Below are 20781 nucleotides of genomic sequence, written 5' to 3'. Positions count from 1 at the left end.
ATAGGGTCGCGGCATGGCGGTGGACGAGCTCGACACACGGATCCTGCGCCTGCTGATCGAGCAGCCGCGCACCAGCGTCCGGGAGTACGCCCGGATCCTCGGCGTCGCGCGCGGCACCCTCCAGGCCCGGATCGACCGGCTGGAGCGCACCGGTGTGATCACCGGGACCGGGCCCGTCCTCTCCCCCGCCGCGCTCGGCCACCCCGTGCTCGCCTTCGTGCACATCGAGGTCACCCAGGGGCACCTGGACGAGGTCGGCGACGCGCTGGCCTCCGTACCGGAGATCATCGAGGCCTTCTCCATCACCGGTGGCGGGGACCTGCTGACCCGGGTGGCCGCCCGGGACAACGCGCACCTCGAGGACGTCATCCAGCGGCTGATCCGGCTCCCCGGGGTGGTCCGCACCCGGACCGAGGTCGCGCTGCGCGAGCGCGTGTCGCACCGGCTGCTTCCGCTGGTCGAGTCCGTGGGACGGGCGGCGCGCAAATCCTGACAAGATGGTCGGGACAGGTACAGGACCGGCACCGGCAGGACGGGCGCAACGGATGATCTCCGTCATATTCGATCTCGACGGCACCCTCGTGGACAGCGAGCCCAACTACTACGAGTCCGGGCGGCGCACCCTGGAGCGGCACGGGGTCCCCGATTTCACGTGGGAGCAGCACTCCCGGTACATCGGCATCGGCACCCTGGAGACGCTGGAGATCCTCCGGGAGTCCTACGGGATCGAGACCCCGGTGGAGCAGCTGCTCGCCGAGCAGAACGCCGCCTATCTCGAGCTCGCCCGCACCCACACCGAGGCCTACCCCGAGATGCGCAAGTTCGTCGAGCGGCTGCACGCCGACGGCGTCCCGATGGCGGTGGCCTCCGGGTCCTCCCTCGAAGCGATCGACGCGGTCCTGGCCGGCACGGGACTGGACGCCCTGCTGACCACGGTGGTCTCCGCCGAGGAGGTGGCGCAGGGCAAGCCCGCCCCGGACGTGTTCCTGGAGGCGGCGCGGCGCCTGGGCGCGGAGCCCGCCGACTGCGTGGTCGTCGAGGACGCGGCGCCGGGCGCGCTGGCCGCCCACGCGGCGGGCATGCGGTGCGTGGCGATCCCCTACGTGGCGGCCACCGCCGGCGACCCCGCTTTCGCGTCGGCCGGGCTGCTCTTCCGCTCCGGCCAGCCGGAGTTCAGCGCGGACACCGCGTACGACTGGCTGGCGGAGCGCCGGGCGGCCTGACGCCGCTGCCGCTCCGGCGCCGGCTCCGCTGACGCTCCGGCGCCCCTGACGCTCCGGCTCCGCTGACGCTCTGGCGCCCTGGAGGCGGCGCTGTCACCATGCCGTGGTGACCGCCACCCAGCCGCCTCCGGGCGCCGAGCGCGGGCCGCGCCGGTGGCCCCTGGTCGGGAACCTCCCCGCCTTCGCCCGCGATCCGCTGGCCTTCTTCGAGTCGCTGCGCGACGACTACGGCGACTGGGTGCCCTGGGCGCTCGGCCCCCAGCGCAATGTGCTGGTCTCGCTGCCCGAGCACGCCGGCGAGCTGCTCGGCGCCGTCGAGTCCACCTTCGAGCCGACCGAACTGGGCTGGGCCTTCCGTCAGTTGCTCGGCAACGGGGTGGTCGTGGCCACCGGCGAGGACTGGCGGCGCAAGCGGGCGCTGGTCCAGCCGTCGGTGCGCCCGCGCCAAGTGCGCTCGTACGCGGCCACGATGGTGGAGTGCGCCGACGCGCTGGTCTCCGGCTGGACCGAGGGCGCGCGGATCGACGTGCACAAGGAGATGGCCGGGCTGACCCAACGGATCGCGGTGCGCACCCTGTTCGGCAGCGACGCCGCCGGGCGGGAGGCGCCGATCAGCGCGGCCATGACCACGGCCCAGCGGGAACTGGGCGCGGAGTTCCGTGGGTTGACCCTGTTCCTGCCGCCGTGGGTGCGGACTCCGGGCCGGCGCCGGATGCGGGCGGCGGTGGCCGTCCTCGACCGGGAGATCGAGCACGTCATACGGGAGCACGAGGTGGCCTCGGCGGCCGGCGAGGAGCGGGCGGACCTGCTGAGCCGGCTCCTCGCCGCCCGGGACGAGAACGGCGCGCCACTGTCGCGCACCGAGCTGCGCGACGAGTCGATCACCCTCTACATCGGCGGCCACGAGACCACGTCGACCACCCTGACCTGGGCCTGGCAGCTGCTGTCGGGAGCGCCCGAGGCGCGCGAGCGGCTGACGGAGGAGCTGGAGCGGGTACTGGGCGACCGGCTGCCGACGTACGAGGACTACGCGCGGCTGCCCTGGACCCAGCAGGTGGTCAAGGAGGCGCTGCGGATCTATCCGCCGATCTGGCTGATCTCCGCGGTGGCGAAGGAGGGCGCGACGCTCGGCGGGCGGCCGGTCCCGGCCGGCCTGTCGGTGTGGACGAGCCCGTGGTCGATGCACCGGGACGAGCGCTGGTTCCCGCAGCCGGAGGCCTTCCGCCCCGAGCGGTGGGACGCGGACGCCCCGTACCCGGTGCCGGAACACGCCTGGTTCCCCTTCGGTGGCGGCCCCCGCGCCTGTTTGGGCGCCCGCTTCGCGCTGGTCGAGGCCGCCCTCGTACTGGCCGTCCTGGCCCGGCGCTTCCACCTGGACAGCGGACCCGGCCGAGCGAAGGTCCTCCCGGGCCTGACCCTCCAGCCGGTCGGGCCGGTCCTGGCAACGCTCCGCGCCACCGGGAAGTGAGCCGGGCGGTCCGGGAAGATCTCGCCGCCGCCCTCAGTTAGTAGAACCGTGAATGAATTCGCGGAACGCGGTGTGCGGACAATCGTGGACGTGGTGGTCGTGGGCGCCGGGCAGGCAGGCCTGTCCAGCGCCCACCACCTGGCGCGGGCGGGCATCGCCCACGTGGTCCTGGACCACGCGCCCCGCCCCGGCGGCGCCTGGCAGTTCCGCTGGCCCTCCCTCACCTACGGCAAGGTCCACGGCATGCACGCGCTGCCGGGCATGGAGCTCACCGGAGCCGATCCGCTGCGGCCGTCCTCCGAGGTGATCAGCGAGTACTTCGCCGCCTACGAGGACCGCTTCGGCCTGCGCGTACGCCGCCCCGTGGACGTCACGGCCGTACGCGACGGGGCGGACGGGCGCCTGCTGGTGGAATCCGGGTCCGGCACCTGGTCGGCGCGGGCGCTGATCAACGCCACCGGGACCTGGGACCGGCCGTTCTGGCCGCGCTACCCCGGGCAGGAGGCCTTTCGGGGCCGCCAGTTGCACACCGCGAACTACCCCGGGCCGGCCGAGTTCGCCGGAGCCCGGGTCATCGTCGTGGGCGGCGGCACCTCGGCGGTGCAGCACCTGCTGGAGGTGTCCGAGGTCTCGGCGGAGAGCACCTGGGTCACCCGCCGGCCCCCGGTGTTCCGAGACGGAGGCTTCGGCGAGGCCGAGGGCCGCGCGGCGGTGGCCCTGGTGGAGGACCGCGTACGGCGGGGGCTGCCCCCGCAGAGCGTGGTCAGCGTCACCGGGCTGCCGCTGAACGAGGCCGTCCGGGGCGCACTGGCGTCGGGGGTGCTGGCGCGCCTGCCCGTGTTCGACCGCCTCACGGCCACCGGAGCCACCTGGGCGGACGGGCGGCGGGTGGAGGCGGACGCGATCCTGTGGGCCACCGGCTTCCGCCCCGCCGTCGACCACCTGGCTCCGCTGCGCCTGCGCGAGCCGGGCGGCGGCATCCGGCTCGACGGCACCCGCGCGGTCCGCGACGAACGGGTCCACCTGGTCGGCTACGGGCCGTCGGCGTCGACCATCGGCGCCAACCGCGCGGGCGGCGCCGCTGTCCGCGAGATCCACCGCCTCCTCACCCGCGCTCCGGCGGGCACCGCCGCGGACGTCAGCGCGGCCATCGGCGCGGGCGCCTAGGCTGTCTCTTTCGGATCTTTCCGGGCCGACCAGGTCTTGCGGGAGGCGGCCCGGAGGCGGTTGAACTCGGCCACGTGGCGCTTGTGTTCCTCGTACGTCGCCGAGAAGCGGGTGTCCCCCTGCTTGACGGTGACGAAGTAGAGCCAGTCGCCGGGCGTCGGCGCGACCGCCGCGGCCATGGCCGCCAGGCCGGGGCTGTCGATCGGCGTGGGCGGCAGGCCCTGGCGCTCGTACGTGTTGAAGGGGCTGTCGATCTTCGTCTCGCTCAGCTTGGTGTCCACCGTGGCGCGGTTCAGCCCGTAGTTGATGGTGGAGTCCATCTGGAGCGGCATCGACTTCGCCAGCCGGTTGTGCACCACCCGGGCGACCTTGCCCATGTCGGCGCGGGTGTCGGCCTCCGCCTCGATGATGCTGGCGAGGGTGGCCGTCTGGTACGGGGTCATCCCGTGGGCCTGGCCGCCGTCCGCGACGGCCTTGGTGGCGAGCTTCGTGTTGGCCGTCTCGACCATGTACGTCAGCAGCGTGGCCGGGGTGGCTTCGGAGGTCACCGGATATGTGGCCGGGAAGAGGTACCCCTCCGGATTGCCCTTCGCCTCGGCGGGCAGGGGCAGGGCGGCCGTCGCGGCAGCCGCCTTGGCGGAGCCGGGAGGAAGCTTCAGCTCGCGGTCGATGGCGGCGTAGACCTGCGGGGCACGCCACCCCTCGGGGATCAGCAACTGGCGCGGTTTCTCGGGTGCTTTCTCGCCGGGCAGCAGGGGGATCAGGACGGCTGCCCCGAGGCCCAGGAGCGTGCCGAAGAAGAGCGCCAGCCGGCCCCGGCGGGTGAGCCGGGAACGGCGCGGTGACGGCGGCCGGTTCTCATGACGCATACGGGAACGCTAACCCGTGAAGCATCACATTTCCGGCATCCGACTCGTGCGCCGGTCATACGATCACACGTTCACCGGGGTCGGCCCGGCGCCTCGCAGCGCTTCAGGCTTGAAGCCCCCGGGCTTGAGGCCGTCGGACGTGAGGTTCTCCGGCGCGAGGCCCCCCGGCTTGAGCGCGAGCTCCGCCTTGAGTGCGAGCTCCGCCTTGAGCGCGGTCTCCGGCTTGAGCGCGGTCTCCCGGTCCCGCCGGACGAGGGCCGCATACCGGCCGTCGGCTTCCAGCAGCTCCTCGTGGGTCCCGCGCTCGGCGATCCGGCCTCCGTCGAGGACCACGATCTGGTCGGCGTCGCGGACGGTGGAGAGGCGGTGGGCGATGGTGATGGTGGTGCGCCCCTGGGAGAGGTTGTCGATGGCGCGCTGCACGGCGTGCTCGGTGCGGGTGTCCAGGGCGCTGGTGGCCTCGTCGAGGATCAGCACCGGCGGGTCGCGCAGGATGGTGCGCGCGATGGCCAGGCGCTGCTTCTCCCCGCCGGAGAAACGGTATCCGCGCTCGCCGACCAGGGTGTCGTACCCGTCGGGCAGGGACGCGATGTGCTCGTGGATCTGGGCCGCGCGGGCCGCCTCCACTATCTCCTCGTCGGTGGCGTCCGGCTTGGCGAAGCGCAGGTTGTCGGCGACGGAGGCATGGAAGAGGTAGGTCTCCTGGGAGACCACGCCGATGGAGCGGGCCAGCGAGTCGAAGTCGAGATCGCGCACGTCCACGCCGTCGAGGGCGACCCGGCCGCCGGTGACGTCGTAGAGCCGGGGGACGAGATAGCTCAGCGTGCTCTTGCCGGATCCGGTCGGGCCGACCACGGCGAGGGAGCCGCCGGCGGGGACGGTGATGTCGATGCCCGTCAGGGTGGGGCCGCTCTTGGCGTCGTACTCGAAGTGCACGTCTTCCAGCCGGACCTCTCCCTTCGCGCGGTCGAGGCGGACGGGGTCCTCGCGCTCGGTGATGTCCACCGGCAGGTCGAGGTACTCGAAGATGCGGGCGAACAGGGCGAGGGAGGTCTGTATCTGGACGCCGGTCGACAGCAGGCTCACGGCGGGCCGGAACAGGCCCTGCTGGAGGGAGACGAACGCGACGAGGGTGCCGACCGAGAGCGAGGGCGCGCCGGTCTGCATGGCCATGCCGGCCGCCCAGTAGATGAGGGCGGGCATGGCGGCCATGACGATGCCGATGGTGGACATCCGCCAGCGCCCGGCCATGCTGGAGCGCACTTCGAGGTCGACGAGCTGCTCGGACTCCTCGGCGAAGGATTTGGTGAGGGAGTCGGCGCGGCCCATCGTGCGGCCGAGCAGGATGCCGCTGACCGACAGGGACTCGGTGACCGTCGCGGCCATCGTGGCCATCTGCCTCTGGCGCTGCGCGGTGATCCTCTTGCGCTCGCGGCCGACCCGGCGGCTGATCCACACGAAGACGGGCAGCAGGAGCAGCGAGACGATCGTGAGCCGCCAGTCCAGCGCGAGCATCGCGACGACGGAGGCGATGACGGCCGTGGCGTTGGAGACCAGGGAGGTGGCCGTCGAGGTGACGGTGGCCTGCATGCCGCCGATGTCGTTGGCTATGCGGGACTGCACCTCACCGGTGCGCGTCCTGGTGAAGAAGGCCAGCGGCATCCGCTGGAGCTGCGCGTAGACGGCGGTGCGCAGGTCGTGCATGACCCGCTGGCCGACCGTGGTGGATATCAGGGTCTGGAGCACGCCGAAGACGCTGGTGACGACGGCGGTCACGATCATGCCGAGGGCGAGCAGACTGAGCAGCCCGGTGCGGCCCTGCGGGATCGCGATGTCGAGGATCGCCTTGAGCAGGAACGGCGAGGCGACGCCGACCAGCGAGGAGGCGGCGACCAGTAGGCCGACGACGGCGAGGCGGCCGCGGTAGGGCCGGAAGAGGCCGACGATGCGGCGCAGCTCCCGCGGCCGCTCGGCAGGCGCGGGACCTCCGGGGTCCAGGGATTCCTTCGATGGAGTCCACTCGGGTTCTTTGGGGCGCATGGGCCTCCTTCATGACAGCGGACGAGACTCGCATGAGCATAGCTCATTGTTACCTATACTCACAATGAATCTGGTCCTGCTACTGTTCCCATTATGAGGACCGCAGCATGAGCACCGCTTCCGAGACCGACAGCACCGACGGCATCCTGGCCGAGCAGCTGCTGCGCCTGACCCGGCGCCTCCACCGCATCCAGAAACGCCATCTGGAGCCGCTCGGAATCACCCCGGCGCAGTCCCGCCTGCTGCGCACGGTCGCCCACCTCTCCGCCGGGCAGCCGCCCCGGATGGCCGACCTCGCCGCCCGCCTGGAGGTCGTGCCCCGCGCCGTGACCACGCTGGTCGACGGGCTGGAGGGCGCCGACTGCGTGCGCCGCGTGCCCGACCCTGCGAACCGGCGCGTCATAAGGATCGAGCTCACCGACACCGGCCGCGCCACGCTGCGCCACCTGCGCAACGCGCGAACCGGCGCCGCAGAGGAGATCCTGGCTCCATTGACCGCCGATCAGCGCGAGGTGCTCGGCGGCCTGCTGAACGCTCTGGCGGACGCCCCGGCGGAGCGCGGCTGCTGACCAGGCGGAGGGCCGGCCGCGAGAAGGCCGGGACTGCGCCGAACGGGTGAGCGCGCCCGAGTCCGCGCGAGTCCGAGCCCGGCCGAGCCTGTCGAAGGGACGCACATGCCGCTGCTGGAACCGAAGCCCGGGGCCCTGCGCCCGCGCAGCATCAGCGGCCCCGCCCCCGACCGGGTGCCCGACCGGCAGGCGGGCGGGACCCCCGAGCCGCTGCGCCGGGAGCTGACCGAGCTGCTCGGCGCCGACAAGGTGCTGTGGAAGGTCTCCGACCTCGTCCGCTACGCATCGGACGCCTCCCCGTACCGGTTCCTGCCCCAGGTCGTCGTGATCGCCGAGGACATCGACGACGTCTCCGCCGTCCTGTCCTACGCCCACGGCAAGCAGCGCGAGGTCGTCTTCCGTGCCGCCGGGACCTCCCTCAACGGCCAGGCCCAGGGCGAGGACATCCTGGTCGACGTCCGCCGCCACTGGGCCGGCGTAGAGGTGCTGGAGGAGGGCCGCCGTGCCCGGATCCAGCCCGGCACCACCGTCCTGCGCGCCAATGCCGCGCTCGCCCGCCACGGCCGCGTGCTCGGCCCCGACCCGGCGAGCGCCATCGCCTGCACCCTCGGCGGAGTCGTCGCGAACAACGCCTCCGGCATGACGGCGGGGACCACGAGGAACTCCTACCGCACCCTGTCGTCCCTGACCTTCGTGCTGCCGAGCGGCACCGTCGTCGACACCGCCGGCCCCCTCGCCGACGAAGAGCTGGCGCGGGCCGAGCCCGCCCTGTGCCACGGCCTCATGGAGATCAAGAAGGAGATCGAGGCCGACCCGGGGCTCGTCGCCCGCATCCGGGCCAAGTACGAGATCAAGAACACCACCGGCTACCGCCTCGACGCCTATCTCGACGGCAACACCCCCGTGGAGATCCTGCGCGGGCTGATGGTCGGCTCCGAGGGCACGCTCGGCTTCATCTCCGAGGTCGTCTTCGACACCCTGGCCTTGGACCGCGAGCTCACGAGCGGGCTGCTCTTCTTCCCCTCGTTGCCCGCCGCGGCCGCCGCCGTGCCGCTCTTCAACGAGGCGGGGGCGCTGGCGGTCGAGCTGATGGACGGCAACACCCTGCGCGCCTCGGTGAGCGTCGCCGGCGTGCCCGCCGACTGGGCCGCGCTGCCCAAGGAGACCACCGCCCTGCTGGTGGAGTTCCGGGCCCCGGACGAGGCCGGCCGCTCGCAGTACGAGCGGCGCGCCGCCGAGGTGGCCGCCGGGCTGGACCTGGTGGCGCCGGTGGCCTCGGTGACCAATGCGTTCACGCACGACGCGAAGACCATCTCCGGCTACTGGAAGGCCCGCAAGGCCTTCGTCACGGCCGTCGGCGGCGCCCGCGCCTGCGGCACCACCCTGATCACCGAGGACTTCGCGGTCCCCCCGTCCCGGCTCGCCGAGGCCTGTGAGGCTCTCCTCGAACTCCAGGCGGAGCACGGTTTCGACGCCGCCGTCGCCGGCCATGCCGCCCACGGCAACCTGCACTTCCTGCTCGCCTTCGACGCCGCCGAACCCGCCGACGTCGCGCGGTACGCCGCCTTCATGGACGCCTTCTGCCACCTCACCGTGGAGCGCTTCGACGGGTCCCTGAAAGCCGAGCACTCCACCGGCCGCAACATGGCCCCCTTCCTGGAACTGGAGTGGGGGCCCCGGGCCACCGAACTGATGTGGCGCACCAAGCGGGTCCTCGACCCCGACCTCGTGCTCGCCCCGCGGATCCTCCTCGACCGCGACCCGAAGGCGCACCTGCGCGGCCTGAAGACCATCCCCCGGGTGGAGGCGGTCGCCGACCCCTGCATCGAGTGCGGGTTCTGCGAACCGACCTGCCCCAGCGAGGACCTGACGACCACTCCGCGCCAGCGGATCGTGCTGCGCCGCGAGATGATGCGCCAGCAGCCCGGCTCCCCCGTGCTCGCCGGGCTCCTCGACGCCTACGGCTACGACGCCGTGGACACCTGCGCGGGCGACTCCACCTGCAAGCTCGCCTGCCCCGTCGGCATCGACACCGGGGCCCTCATGAAGGACTTCCGCCACCGCCGGCACAGCCCGCGCGAGGAGCGGACCGCCGCGCTGGCCGCCCGGCGGTTCCGGACGGTCGAAGCCGCCGCCCGGCTCGCCGTGGCCGCCGCCGACAAGATCACCGACGCCGTCGGGGACCGGCTGCTGGAGGCCGTGACGGGGATCGCGCGCAGGGCCGTACGACCGGACCTGGTTCCGCAGTGGCTGCCGCAGATCCCCGGCGCCGCGGCCCGCAAGCGGCCCGCGACCCGGCGCGTGGGCGCCGCCGCCGTGTACTACCCGGCCTGCGTCAACCGGATCTTCGGCGGACCGGACGGCACGACCGGCCCCTCCCTGCCGGAGGCCGTCGTGGCGGTGTCGGAGCGGGCCGGGAAGCCGGTGTGGATCCCCGGGGACGTGACCGGCACCTGCTGCGCGACGATCTGGCACTCCAAGGGGTACGACGCAGGCAACCGCGTGATGGCCAACCGGATCGTGGCGGCCGCATGGGGCTGGACGGCCGGCGGGCGGCTCCCGCTCGTCGTCGACGCCTCCTCCTGCACGCTCGGCATCGCGCACGAGGTCGTCCCGTACCTGACCGACGACAACCGGGCGCTCCACGCCGAGCTGCGGATCGTCGACTCCGTCGTCTGGGCGGCCGAGGAGCTGCTGCCGCACCTGGAGATCCGGCGCACGGTCGGCTCGGCGGTGCTCCATCCCACGTGCTCGATGCGGCACTTGGACGACGAGGCGCAGCTGCGGGCCGTGGCCGAGGCCTGCGCGGACGAGGTGGTGGTCCCGTACGACGCGGGGTGCTGCGCCTTCGCGGGCGACCGCGGCATGCTGCACCCGGAGCTGACGGAGTCGGCGACGGCGCGCGAGGCGGCCGAGGTGACGGCGCGGGAGTTCGACGCGCACCTGTCGGCGAACCGGATGTGCGAGGTGGGCATGGACCGGGCCACCGGCCGCAGCTACTACTCGGTCCTGCTGGAACTGGAGCGCGCCACCCGCCCCTGACGCCCCGCACTTGGCCGAAAGGCTTCGGCCGACAGAAAATCGATTGCCCTGGACCGGTCCGGAACGCGAACCTTGCACGGTTTGAACCACTCGACCAGTCATGGGGCGTCATGCAGATCAGCGATCTTCCGTATCGGGACCCAGGGGTACCCGACGCTCGATCCGGCCCCCGCTTCCTCTTGTGGCTGGGGCGGGGCCAACTCGGCGGACAGGCCAAAAGCCTGTGCTGGGGGCTCCTCCACTTCGGCGGCGTGGCCGGACTTCCGTACACCGTGGGCCTGGGCGTCGACGCGGTCGTGGACCGCGACAGCGCCCGCCTGTTGTGGGTCGGCGGCCTGATCGCACTGCTCGGCGCCGCGATCTCGCTCGGCGACGCGATGCTGCACCGGACCGCCGTCACCAACTGGATCACCGCCGCCGCGCGGGTCCAGCAGCTGCTCGCCCGCAAGACCGCGGAACTGGGCTCCGCCCTGACCCGGCGGGTCGCCGCGGGCGAAGTGGTGGCGGTGTCCACGGGTGACGTGGAGAAGATCGGCTGGTTCGTCGAGGCGGTCTCCCGCTTCCTCGCCGCCGCTCTCTCCCTGGTCATCGGCTGCGTCGTCCTGCTCGCCTACGCGCCCACGATCGGCGTGGTCGTGGCCATCGGCATGCCGGTGCTCGCGCTGGCCGTCCTGCCTCTGCTGCCGCGCGCCACCCAGCGTGCCGACATCCAGCGGGAGAAGGCGGGCCGGGCCACCGAGCTGGCTTCCGACACCGTCGCCGGCCTACGGGTACTGCGCGGCATCGGCGGCGAGGAACTCTTCCTCAGCCGCTACCGCGAGGCCTCGCAGGAGGTCCGCAAGGCGGCCGTGCGCAGTGCCCGCATGTGGGCGCTGATCTCCGCGATCCAGGTACTGCTGCCTGGCGCGCTGCTGATCACGGTGGTCTGGTACGGGTCCGCGCTGGTGCTGGACGGCCGGCTGGACGTCGGCGAACTCGTCGCGGCCTTCAGCGCGGTGGCGACGATGCTCTATCCGCTGCGGCACTTCGAGGAGATCGCGATGGCGTACTCCTTCTCGCGCCCCTCCGCCAAGCGGGCCGCCCGGGTGCTGTCGCTGACCCGGACGGACGCGGACGCGGACGCGGAGGGGACGGAGGGCTCCGGCTCCGGCGCTCGGCCGCCGGCCGTGGCGCAGGCCACCGTCCCCGCCCCCGCCCCCGGCGGCGACCTGTACGACCCGGAGACGGGTGTGCTCGTCCCCGCGGGCCGGTTCACCGCCGTGGTGTGCGGTGACCCCGACCTGGCGGGCCGGCTCGCGGAGCGCCTGGGCGGGCATCCGATGGACTCCGCGGCCGGGCCCTCGGTCCTGCTGGGCGGAGTCGCGCTGGACGAGCTCGCGCTCGGCACGGCGCGCACGCTGGTCCTCGTACAGGACAAGGACCCGGTACTGCTGTCCGGGACGCTGCGCGAGCTGTTCGACGTACCGGCTTCCGGCTCCGTCGCCCCGCGGGAGGCGCTCGCGGCGGCCCAGTGCGCGGACGTGCTGGACGCCCTGCTGCAGTCCGCCCCGGACGAGGTGGACGACCCGATGGACGCCCGGATCACCGAGCGCGGCCGGTCGCTGTCCGGCGGGCAGCGCCAACGGCTCGCCCTGGCCCGCTCCCTGGTCACCGACCCGGAGGTGCTGGTGCTGGACGAGCCGACCTCCGCCGTCGACTCGCACACCGAGGCGCGGATCGCGGACGGGATCGCGGCCCTGCGCACCGGGCGCACGACGGTGGTACTGGCGTCCTCGCCGCTGCTGCTGGACCGCGCCGACCGGGTCGTCCTCGTCCATGAGGGCGCGGTGGCGGCGAGCGGCACGCACCGCGAGCTGCTGCACGGCGATCCGCGCTACCGCGCGGTCGTCACCCGCGAGACCGAGGACGAACAGCGGCTCTCGCGACTGGAATCCGTACTGACAGAGATCGAGGAATCCGCATGATCGGCGTGGCGCCGCCGCAATACGATCCGGCGGCCCCCGAAACGGCCGCGACCCTGCCCGTGGGCACGCCGGCGACCGTACGGGGCTACGTGCGCGGCCTGTTCCGCCGCCACCGGCGGGCCTTCGCGGTGCTGGTGGCGGTCAACACGGTCGCGGTCACCGCCTCCATGGTGGGCCCGTACCTGCTGGGCCAGGTGGTGGACCAGCTCACGGCGGGGGCGCGCGAACTCCATCTGGGGCGTGTGGGTCTGCTGTTCGCGCTGGCACTGGGCATCCAGACCGTGTTCGTCCGGCTGGTCCGGCTGCGCGGGGCGATGCTCGGCGAGGAGATGCTGGCCGATCTGCGCGAGGACTTCCTCGTGCGGTCGGTGGGCCTCCCGCCGGGCGTCCTGGAGCGCGCGGGAACCGGCGACCTGCTGTCGCGGATCACCACCGACATCGACCGGCTGGCCAACGCGATGCGCGAGGCCGTGCCGCAGCTGGCCATCGGCGTGGTCTGGACGGGACTGCTCTACGGGGCGCTCGCCGTGACCGCGCCGCCGCTGGCACTGGCGGCGCTGCTGTCGCTGCCGGTGCTGGTGATCGGCTGCCGCTGGTACTTCAAGCGGGCGCCCCGGGCCTACCGTTCGGAGGCGGCCGGGTACGCGGCGGTCGCGGCCGTGCTCACCGAGACCGTGGACGCGGGCCGCACCATCGAGGCGCACCGCCTCGGCGCGCGCCGGATCGAGCTGTCGGAGCGGCGGATCAAGGAGTGGACGGCGTGGGAGCGGTACACGCTGTTCCTGCGGACGGTCCTCTTCCCGGTCGTCAACGTCACGTACATGACGATCCTCGGCTCCGTGCTGATGATCGGCGGGTACTGCGTGATCCGGGGCTGGATGTCGGTGGGGCAGCTGACCACGGGCGCGCTGCTCGCGCAGATGATGGTCGACCCGATCGGCCTGATCCTGCGCTGGTACGACGAACTGCAGATCGCGCAGGTCTCGCTGGCCCGGCTGGTGGGCGTGCGGGAGATCGAGCCGGACGCGGGGGACGCGGCCGTCTCCCCTGACGGCCGGGACGTCCGCGCGGACCAGGTGCACTTCGGCTACCGCGAGGGCGTCGACGTCCTGCACCAGGTCTCCATGTCCGTGCCGCCGGGTACCCGGATGGCCCTGGTCGGGCCCTCGGGCGCGGGCAAGTCGACGCTGGGCCGGCTGCTCGCGGGCATCTACGCGCCCCGGACCGGCGAGATCACCCTCGGCGGAGCGCGGCTGTCGAAGATGCCGGCGGAACGCGTGCGCGAGCACGTGGCCCTGGTCAATCAGGAGCACCACGTGTTCGTGGGCTCGCTGCGCGACAACCTGCGCCTCGCGCGTACGCAGGCCGGTGACGACGAGCTGTGGGCGGCGCTCGGCGCGGTCGACGCGGACGACTGGGCGCGGGCGCTGGACGCCGGTCTGGACACCGAGGTCGGCTCGGGTAGCTCGGCGCTGACGCCGGCGCAGGCACAGCAGATCGCGCTGGCCCGGCTCGTGCTGGCGGACCCGCACACGCTGGTGCTGGACGAGGCCACCTCGCTGCTGGACCCGCGTGCGGCCCGGCACTTGGAGCGCTCGCTGGCCCGGGTGCTGGACGGCCGCACGGTGATCGCGATCGCGCACCGGCTGCACACCGCGCACGACGCGGACGTGATCGCGGTCGTCGAGGGCGGCCGGATCAGCGAGCTCGGCTCGCACGACGCCCTGGTCGCGGCCGACGGCGCGTACGCCGCCCTGTGGCGCTCCTGGCACGGGTGACCCGCACGGCCGACGCCGTTCCAGGATCCGCGAATCGATGCGCAATGTCGGCACCTGATGCGCAATTCCGGGAGTCATTGCGCAATGACTTCGGACAGTAACTACCGATGTTGCGAGAATGACAAGACCCGCCCTCACCCTCGGAGAGCACTCACCGCACCACGCAGCCGCGGTCGAGGTACCTGCTCGATCCACCACGGATACATCGAGTCACTGTCGGCCCGAAACGGCACCACCGGAACGGTCTCCGTCTCCGACTGCGGGTCCAATCGGCTGTCAGAGCGCGAGCCGATGCAGCACTCCGCTCCAGGCCTCCATTGCTGCGCCCAGTCCGGTACCGGCGACTGCCGCTGCGTTCAGTGCGTTGAGAGCGGACCTGATGATTCCTCGGTTCCTCCGCTCCGGGGGTTCCCCTGCGGCCCCAGCGAGGTACTCGACATTGTCGAGCAGGTCCCGGCGCTGATCGTCGTCAAGATTCTCCTGGGCCAACACCGCTTGCCCCAGCGCTGTCAGCGCATCGGCTATGCCGGCGCCGCCGTCCTGGTGAACACCGGCGACGGACGAGTGGATGTTGGAGATCTGCGCGGCGAACTGCCCGCCGTAGTAGTTCCCGCCGCTAAACGTCAGCGAAACCCGCGGTTCCGGAGTTGCCTGCCCGGATGCCTCTACATAATCAGGCATACGTCCTCGCACCTCTTCCAGATAGGCCAAACCCAGAGCCATACAGGCTCGTCCCAGGGCATGCACATCGGCGATGAGGGGACTGCCGCACGCTGGGGCGGATTTCATAAGGGAATCGAACCCGAGCTTCACCTCCGACCCTAGGTGGCGCCCCAGAAATAGGGACGTACTGTCGCGCCACTCCAGGATGGCGGGTGAAACGGCAGTAGCGGTGACAACGGCTTCTTCTATCTCCCTGCAGTTCTCTATCCAGGCGTTGAGATCCTCGACGAAGAGCCGTGCGAGAATACCTTCCGCGAAGACTGCATGCCGGGGCGGATGAATCTCCTCTGGAAGTTTGATAAGGCGCGCCGGATTATCTTCCCTATATGCCGTGGCAAGCTTTCTGATGTTTCCGATGAGCTCTGCTACGGCCTGATCGACCCTATCCTTGGGCAGGTGGCTACTCTCTGTCGAAAATATTTGGTAACGAGCTCCGTGTTCGTTTTCAATAATCCAGAGAGCAGGAGGGCGATAGTCGAGGCAATCGACAGCTTTCTCCAGGTCCTGCCATAGAGGATGGGGACGCGTGCGGCCCCTCCTGTCCATCAGCGTCTGGGCCTCGCGGAGAGCGGTATACGCTTCGGGCCTGAGAAATCCGCGCGGCTCCAAGAGGCTCCCCTGCCCCCGGCTCCACTTCCACGCCTTGCCCAGCCATGGCTCAAGGGATGCTGCGACCGCATCACAGCGCCTTCCCTGTTCGTCCAGGAGCGGCCGCAACCGGTACCGCGCCACTCTGTCCTGCTCACGTATGACGCGCATCGCCGTGCCAACGTCCATGCGGAAAATTTTAGCGGCCCTCTCTGTGCTATGCCCCCGAAATGCCGCAGTCCTCTTCTCTGAGCAGTGGCCAGCGCAAGTCGCCGTTGTCTTTCCGGGCTTGAGGACTGTGTCTTCGCTGGTCGAGCGCAAGGTCGGTGATCTCGTGGAAGCGGCGACGTGCCGTGTCGTAGTGGAGTTCAGTGCGGCGTTCCCAGCGGACGGCGAGTCGTTTGAACTGGTGGAGCAGGGCGAAGGTCTGCTCGACGACTTAGCGGAGATTGCCCATGTCCTTGATGTTCGGGCAGCCCTTGCGGGAGATGACGGGCAGGATCCGGCGTTTGCGGAGCTCTTCGCGGTTCGGGTTCGAGTCGTAGCCCTTGTCGCCGAGGAGGGCTTCGGGGCGTCGGCGGGGCCGGCCGGGCCTGCCCGCGACGGGTGGGATGCCGTCGACCAGGGCGAGGGTCTGGGTGACGTCGTTGACGTTGGCCGCGGTGGTGACGACCTTGAGCGGGGTGCCGCGTCCGTCGCAGATCAGGTGGTGTTTGCTGCCCGTCTTGCGCCGGTCGACCGGCGACGGACCGGTGTCGGCACCCCCATGTGGGAGCCATCCACGCACGCCCTGGACCAGTCGAGCCGGCCGGCCGCGTTCAACTCGCGCCCCGCCGGCCCACTGCCGGGCCGGGCGGCGAACCGGCTGCCGAGGCCGCGGGGCTGCTCGCGGGGGCTAGAAGAAGCCGAGGGCCGAGGCCCCTCCCACGCCGCCTAGCAGCATGAACACCGGCATGAGGACCTTGAGCTCCACCCAGCTGCCGGCCCGGAAGCGCATCATCTTGGGCGGGCCGATCGGGTACCAGCGCTTGCCCCGGATGGGCAGGGGCCACAGGATCGGGCAGCCGGAGACGGTCAGGGCGTCGCCGATGTCGTGGACCAGGGCGCCGAGCACGATCGGCAGGCCGAGCCACAGGTACTCCTGGCCTGGGCCGGTAAAGAGCCAGCCGGAGCCGTTGCCGGGCTGGTCGAGCACGCCGGCCAGTATCCAGGCGCTGGTCGCGCCGAGCAGCCAGACCAGGACGTCGCTGGACATGCGGGCGGCCCGCCACAGCAGGCCTTCGACGGCGAGGACCAGGTGGACGAAGAGGAGGGCGAGCACGCCCCACCGGTCGGCGGTGACGGCGATCGCGGAGGAGCCGGCGCCGATCAGGACGGCCCAGACCCAGGTGTGGGTCAGGGTGCGGTGGCCGCCGGTGCGGCGGGCGTCGCGGGGGGCCCGGGTGGCCTTGTAGACCCCGTAGGAGATCTTGTCGACCACCTCGCACAGGCCCCGGGAGAGCGGGCCGAAGGCCCGGGAGATCGTCGCCGACTTGTGGTCGAGGTCGGGAGCGAGGGCGGCTCCGGCGCAGATGAGCGCGCCGACGACGAGGACGGGCCAGGGCATCGGGTGCCCGGCGGCGGCAGTCGCCGCACCCACCCCCAGCCAGGCCGCTGCTCCTGACAGTGAGTGCGCCGGACCCATCATGGTCGTTCCCCGCCCCGGTGGTGTGCTGGTCGGGTCCTGTCGACGGTGTCGTTCGGACCGCATCGACGGCACAGCGTACCGTCGATGATCTTCCTTCCGTCCGCCGGTTCCCTCATCCGGGGGGAAGCCAGGCAAGATGGGGGGTGTGACCCTCATTGATCAGCTCCCGCCGAACGCCGACCCCGATGCCCTCTTCGAGGCTTTCTCCTCGTGGGCGGAGGACCAGGGCATCACCCTGTACCCGGCTCAGGAGGAGGCGCTGATCGAGGTCGTCTCGGGCGCGAACGTGATCCTTTCCACGCCGACCGGCTCCGGCAAGAGCCTGGTCGCGGCGGGCGCGCACTTCACCGCGCTGGCCCAGGACAAGGTCACCTTCTATACCGCCCCGATCAAGGCGCTGGTCTCGGAGAAGTTCTTCGACCTCTGCAAGCTCTTCGGTACCGAGAACGTCGGCATGCTGACCGGCGACGCCTCGGTGAACGCGGACGCCCCGGTGATCTGCTGTACCGCCGAGGTGCTCGCCTCGATCGCCCTGCGCGACGGCAAGTACGCCGACATCGGCCAGGTCGTGATGGACGAGTTCCACTTCTACGCGGAGCCGGACCGCGGCTGGGCCTGGCAGATCCCGCTGCTGGAGCTGCCGCAGGCGCAGTTCGTCCTGATGTCCGCGACGCTCGGCGACATGAAGCGGTTCGAGGAGGACCTGACCCGGCGCACCGGCCGGCCCACCTCGCTGGTCCGCTCCGCGACCCGGCCCGTCCCGCTGTCGTACGAGTACGTCACGACGCCGATCACCGACACCATCACCGAGCTGCTGGAGACCCGGCAGGCGCCGGTCTACATCGTGCACTTCACCCAGGCGCAGGCGGTCGAGCGGGCGCAGTCGCTGATGAGCATCAACATGTGCACCCGCGAGGAGAAGGACAAGATCGCCGATCTGATCGGCAACTTCCGCTTCACCACCAAGTTCGGCCAGAACCTCTCGCGCTACGTCCGCCACGGCATCGGCGTGCACCACGCGGGCATGCTGCCCAAGTACCGCCGCCTGGTGGAGAAGCTGGCCCAGGCCGGTCTGCTGAAGGTCATCTGCGGCACCGACACCCTCGGCGTCGGTGTCAACGTCCCGATCCGCACGGTGCTGTTCACCGCGCTGACCAAGTACGACGGCACCCGCGTCCGCACGCTGCGCGCCCGCGAGTTCCATCAGATCGCCGGCCGCGCCGGCCGGGCCGGCTTCGACACCGCCGGCTATGTGGTGGCGCAGGCGCCCGAGCACGTCATCGAGAACGAGAAGGCCCTGGCGAAGGCGGGCGACGACCCGAAGAAGCGCCGCAAGGTGGTTCGCAAGAAGGCTCCCGAGGGCTTCGTGGCCTGGTCGGACATCACCTTCGAGAAGCTCATCGCCGCCGACCCGGAGGCGCTGACCTCGCGCTTCAAGGTCACCAACATCATGCTCCTGTCGGTCATCGCCCGGCCCGGCGACGCCTTCAAGGCGATGCGCCACCTGCTCGAGGACAACCACGAGCCGCGCAAGGCCCAGCTGCGCCACATCCGGCGGGCCATCGCCATCTACCGCTCGCTGTTGGACGGCGGTGTCGTCGAGAAGCTCGACACCCCCGACGCCGAGGGCCGCACGATCCGCCTCACCGTCGACCTCCAGCAGGACTTCGCGCTGAACCAGCCGCTGTCCACCTTCGCGCTGGCCTCCTTCGACCTGCTGGACCCGGAGTCCCCTTCCTACGCACTGGACATGGTCTCGGTCGTCGAGTCGACGCTGGACGACCCGCGCCAGATCCTCGCCGCCCAGCAGAACAAGGAACGCGGCACGGCCGTGGGCGCGATGAAGGCCGACGGGATCGAGTACGAGGAGCGGATGGAGCGGCTCCAGGACATCACCTATCCCAAGCCCCTCGAAGAGCTCCTCCTGCACGCCTACGACGTGTACAGCAAGAGCCACCCGTGGGTCCGCGACCACCCGGTGTCCCCGAAGTCGATCATCCGCGACATGTACGAACGCGCGATGACCTTCACCGAGTTCACCTCGTACTACGAACTCGCCCGTACCGAGGGCATCGTGCTGCGCTATCTGGCGAGCGCGTTCAAGGCGCTGGACCACACCATCCCCGACGACCTCAAGTCCGAGGACCTCGAGGACCTGATCGCCTGGCTCGGCGAGCTGGTCCGCCAGGTCGACTCCAGTCTGCTCGACGAGTGGGAGCAGCTGGCGAACCCGGAGGTGGAGACGGCGGAGCAGGCCCAGGAGAAGGCCGACCAGGTCAAGCCGGTCACCGCGAACGCCCGCGCCTTCCGCGTCCTGGTCCGCAACGCCATGTTCCGCCGCGTGGAGCTGGCCGCCCTGGACCACGTCAACGTGCTGGGCGAGCTGGACGCCGAGTCCGGCTGGGACGCCGACGCCTGGGGCGACGCCATGGACGGCTACTGGGACGAGTACGACGACCTGGGCACCGGCCCCGACGCGCGCGGCCCCAAGCTGCTCCAGATCGAGGAGGACGCGGCGCACGGTCTGTGGCGCGTCCGCCAGACCTTCGCCGACCCCAACGGGGACCATGGCTGGGGCATCAGCGCCGAGGTCGACCTCGCCGCCTCCGACGAGGAGGCCAAGGCCGTCATCCGCGTCACCTCGGTGGGCGAGCTCGGCCAGCTCTGACCTGCCCCGGACCGCGTCCGGGCGGGGCCCCCGCCAGCAACCGACCGGCGCCACCGTGGCCGCCGGCCCCGACAGTGGAGATCCTCTGATGACGAACCCCGCCGAGAGGCTGGTCGATCTGCTCGATCTGGAGCAGATCGAGGTCAACATCTTCCGGGGCGCGAGCCCCCAGGAGTCCCTCCAGCGCGTCTTCGGCGGCCAGGTCGCCGGCCAGGCGCTGGTGGCGGCCGGCCGCACCACGGAGAGCGACCGGCCCGTCCACTCCCTCCACGCGTACTTCCTGCGGCCCGGTATCCCCGGGGTGCCGATCGTGTACCAGGTGGAGCGGGTGCGCGACGGGCGCTCCTTCACCACGCGCCGGGTCACCGCGGTCCAGCAGGGCAAGACCATCTTCAATCTGACCGCCTCCTTCCATCACCCGGAGGAGGGCAGCATCGAGCACCAGCTGCCGCCCCGCCTCGACTTCCCGCACCCGGACACGCTCCCGAAGGTCGTGGACGAGATCCGCGAGCACCTGGGCGCGCTGCCGGAGGCGCTGGAGCGGATGGCCCGCCGCCAGCCCTTCGACATCCGGTACGTGGACCGGCTCCGCTGGACCCCTGAGCAGCTCAAGGACGCCGATCCGCGCAGCGCGGTGTGGATGCGCGCCGTCGGCCCGCTGGGCGACGACCCGCTCGTGCACACCTGCGCCCTCACCTACGCCAGTGACATGACCCTCCTCGACGCCGTGCGCATCCCCGTGGAACCCCTGTGGGGCATGCGCGGTTTCGACATGGCCTCCCTCGACCACGCGATGTGGTTCCACCGGCCCTTCCGGACGGACGAGTGGTTCCTGTACGACCAGGAGTCGCCCATCGCGCACGGCGGCCGGGGCCTGGCCCGCGGCCGCATCTACGACCTCGAGGGCAGACTGCTGGTTTCCGTGGTCCAGGAAGGGCTGTTCCGCCCGTACGGCGCCAAGGCGGCGTTCAAGCCGGCCGTGTCACCGCAGTAGT

General features: G+C 71.5%; 14 protein-coding genes and 1 pseudogene. 10 read left to right on the top strand and 5 right to left on the bottom strand.

Features of this window, described 5'->3' with window-relative positions:
* Positions 1–13: 13 nt before the first annotated feature.
* From J7F03_RS28985 to J7F03_RS28970, 4 genes are all read left to right on the top strand, one after another.
* Entirely contained in the window at positions 14–493 is a 480-nt protein-coding gene (locus J7F03_RS28985; RefSeq protein WP_214954613.1) for an Lrp/AsnC family transcriptional regulator, read from the top strand.
* A gap of 52 nt (positions 494–545) precedes the next feature.
* The gene (locus J7F03_RS28980; protein ID WP_214954612.1) at positions 546–1223 is read left to right on the top strand and encodes an HAD family phosphatase; all 678 of its coding nucleotides are present in this window, start codon (positions 546–548) and stop codon (positions 1221–1223) included.
* A gap of 103 nt (positions 1224–1326) precedes the next feature.
* Positions 1327–2691 (top strand): cytochrome P450, encoded by a 1365-nt coding sequence (locus J7F03_RS28975; protein ID WP_214954611.1) that lies wholly within the window; start codon positions 1327–1329, stop codon positions 2689–2691.
* Between the two features lie 72 nt (positions 2692–2763).
* Positions 2764–3858 carry an FAD-dependent oxidoreductase gene (locus J7F03_RS28970; protein WP_308380004.1) on the top strand — a complete coding sequence of 365 codons (1095 nt, stop codon included), beginning with the start codon at positions 2764–2766 and terminating at the stop codon, positions 3856–3858.
* Here J7F03_RS28970 and mltG read toward each other — a convergent pair.
* Entirely contained in the window at positions 3855–4727 is an 873-nt protein-coding gene (gene mltG, locus J7F03_RS28965; RefSeq protein WP_214954610.1) for an endolytic transglycosylase MltG, read from the bottom strand. The genes J7F03_RS28970 and mltG overlap by 4 nt on opposite strands.
* 210 nt (positions 4728–4937) lie before the next feature.
* Positions 4938–6767 (bottom strand): annotated as a pseudogene (locus J7F03_RS28960) (ABC transporter ATP-binding protein); the annotation flags it as partial.
* Between the two features lie 107 nt (positions 6768–6874).
* Between J7F03_RS28960 and J7F03_RS28955 the strand changes: the two are divergent.
* The 4 genes from J7F03_RS28955 to J7F03_RS28940 all read left to right on the top strand — a co-directional run bounded on the left by J7F03_RS28955 (position 6875) and on the right by J7F03_RS28940 (position 14120).
* Positions 6875–7336, top strand: coding sequence for a MarR family winged helix-turn-helix transcriptional regulator (locus J7F03_RS28955; protein WP_214954608.1), 462 nt, complete (start codon positions 6875–6877; stop codon positions 7334–7336).
* 105 nt (positions 7337–7441) lie between these two features.
* Positions 7442–10378 (top strand): FAD-binding and (Fe-S)-binding domain-containing protein, encoded by a 2937-nt coding sequence (locus J7F03_RS28950; protein ID WP_214954606.1) that lies wholly within the window; start codon positions 7442–7444, stop codon positions 10376–10378.
* Positions 10379–10488: 110 nt separating this feature from the next.
* Positions 10489–12342 carry an ABC transporter ATP-binding protein gene (locus tag J7F03_RS28945; RefSeq protein ID WP_214954604.1) on the top strand — a complete coding sequence of 618 codons (1854 nt, stop codon included), beginning with the start codon at positions 10489–10491 and terminating at the stop codon, positions 12340–12342.
* The gene (locus J7F03_RS28940) at positions 12339–14120 is read left to right on the top strand and encodes an ABC transporter ATP-binding protein (protein WP_214954602.1); all 1782 of its coding nucleotides are present in this window, start codon (positions 12339–12341) and stop codon (positions 14118–14120) included. The genes J7F03_RS28945 and J7F03_RS28940 overlap by 4 nt, the downstream gene beginning before the upstream one ends.
* Before the next feature lie 276 nt (positions 14121–14396).
* Here the strand turns inward: J7F03_RS28940 and J7F03_RS28935 are convergent, their stop codons facing one another.
* The 3 genes from J7F03_RS28935 to J7F03_RS28925 form a co-directional block, all read right to left on the bottom strand.
* Positions 14397–15620: a hypothetical protein gene (locus tag J7F03_RS28935; protein ID WP_214954600.1), complete on the bottom strand. Its 1224-nt coding sequence runs from the start codon at positions 15618–15620 to the stop codon at positions 14397–14399.
* A gap of 250 nt (positions 15621–15870) precedes the next feature.
* The gene (locus J7F03_RS28930) at positions 15871–16218 is read right to left on the bottom strand and encodes a transposase (protein WP_214954598.1); all 348 of its coding nucleotides are present in this window, start codon (positions 16216–16218) and stop codon (positions 15871–15873) included.
* Between the two features lie 108 nt (positions 16219–16326).
* Positions 16327–17118 carry a metal-dependent hydrolase gene (locus J7F03_RS28925; protein WP_214954596.1) on the bottom strand — a complete coding sequence of 264 codons (792 nt, stop codon included), beginning with the start codon at positions 17116–17118 and terminating at the stop codon, positions 16327–16329.
* Between the two features lie 145 nt (positions 17119–17263).
* On the opposite strand from J7F03_RS28925, the gene J7F03_RS28920 reads away from it, so the two are divergent.
* Together J7F03_RS28920 and J7F03_RS28915 are read left to right on the top strand one after the other, a co-directional pair.
* Positions 17264–19786, top strand: coding sequence for an RNA helicase (locus J7F03_RS28920; RefSeq protein WP_214954595.1), 2523 nt, complete (start codon positions 17264–17266; stop codon positions 19784–19786).
* An 88-nt stretch (positions 19787–19874) separates the two neighbouring features.
* Positions 19875–20780 (top strand): acyl-CoA thioesterase II, encoded by a 906-nt coding sequence (locus tag J7F03_RS28915; protein WP_214954594.1) that lies wholly within the window; start codon positions 19875–19877, stop codon positions 20778–20780.
* The last annotated feature ends 1 nt before the right edge of the window (position 20781 follow it).

Origin of the sequence: Streptomyces sp. ISL-43 (assembly GCF_018614195.1) — a bacterium.
In the GTDB taxonomy this organism is placed as follows: Bacteria; Actinomycetota; Actinomycetes; order Streptomycetales; family Streptomycetaceae; genus Streptomyces.
This window is presented reverse-complemented; position numbering and strand designations above follow the sequence as displayed.

Bases quoted from the DNA above. Each gene is read 5' to 3' on its own strand.
- J7F03_RS28985 (WP_214954613.1), top strand. From the start codon at position 14: ATGGCGGTGGACGAGCTCGACACACGGATCCTGCGCCTGCTGATCGAG.
- J7F03_RS28980 (WP_214954612.1), top strand. From the start codon at position 546: ATGATCTCCGTCATATTCGATCTCGACGGCACCCTCGTGGACAGCGAG.
- mltG (WP_214954610.1), bottom strand. From the start codon at position 4,727: ATGCGTCATGAGAACCGGCCGCCGTCACCGCGCCGTTCCCGGCTCACC.
- J7F03_RS28955 (WP_214954608.1), top strand. From the start codon at position 6,875: ATGAGCACCGCTTCCGAGACCGACAGCACCGACGGCATCCTGGCCGAG.
- J7F03_RS28950 (WP_214954606.1), top strand. From the start codon at position 7,442: ATGCCGCTGCTGGAACCGAAGCCCGGGGCCCTGCGCCCGCGCAGCATC.
- J7F03_RS28945 (WP_214954604.1), top strand. From the start codon at position 10,489: ATGCAGATCAGCGATCTTCCGTATCGGGACCCAGGGGTACCCGACGCT.
- J7F03_RS28940 (WP_214954602.1), top strand. From the start codon at position 12,339: ATGATCGGCGTGGCGCCGCCGCAATACGATCCGGCGGCCCCCGAAACG.
- J7F03_RS28935 (WP_214954600.1), bottom strand. From the start codon at position 15,620: ATGGACGTTGGCACGGCGATGCGCGTCATACGTGAGCAGGACAGAGTG.
- J7F03_RS28925 (WP_214954596.1), bottom strand. From the start codon at position 17,118: ATGATGGGTCCGGCGCACTCACTGTCAGGAGCAGCGGCCTGGCTGGGG.
- J7F03_RS28915 (WP_214954594.1), top strand. From the start codon at position 19,875: ATGACGAACCCCGCCGAGAGGCTGGTCGATCTGCTCGATCTGGAGCAG.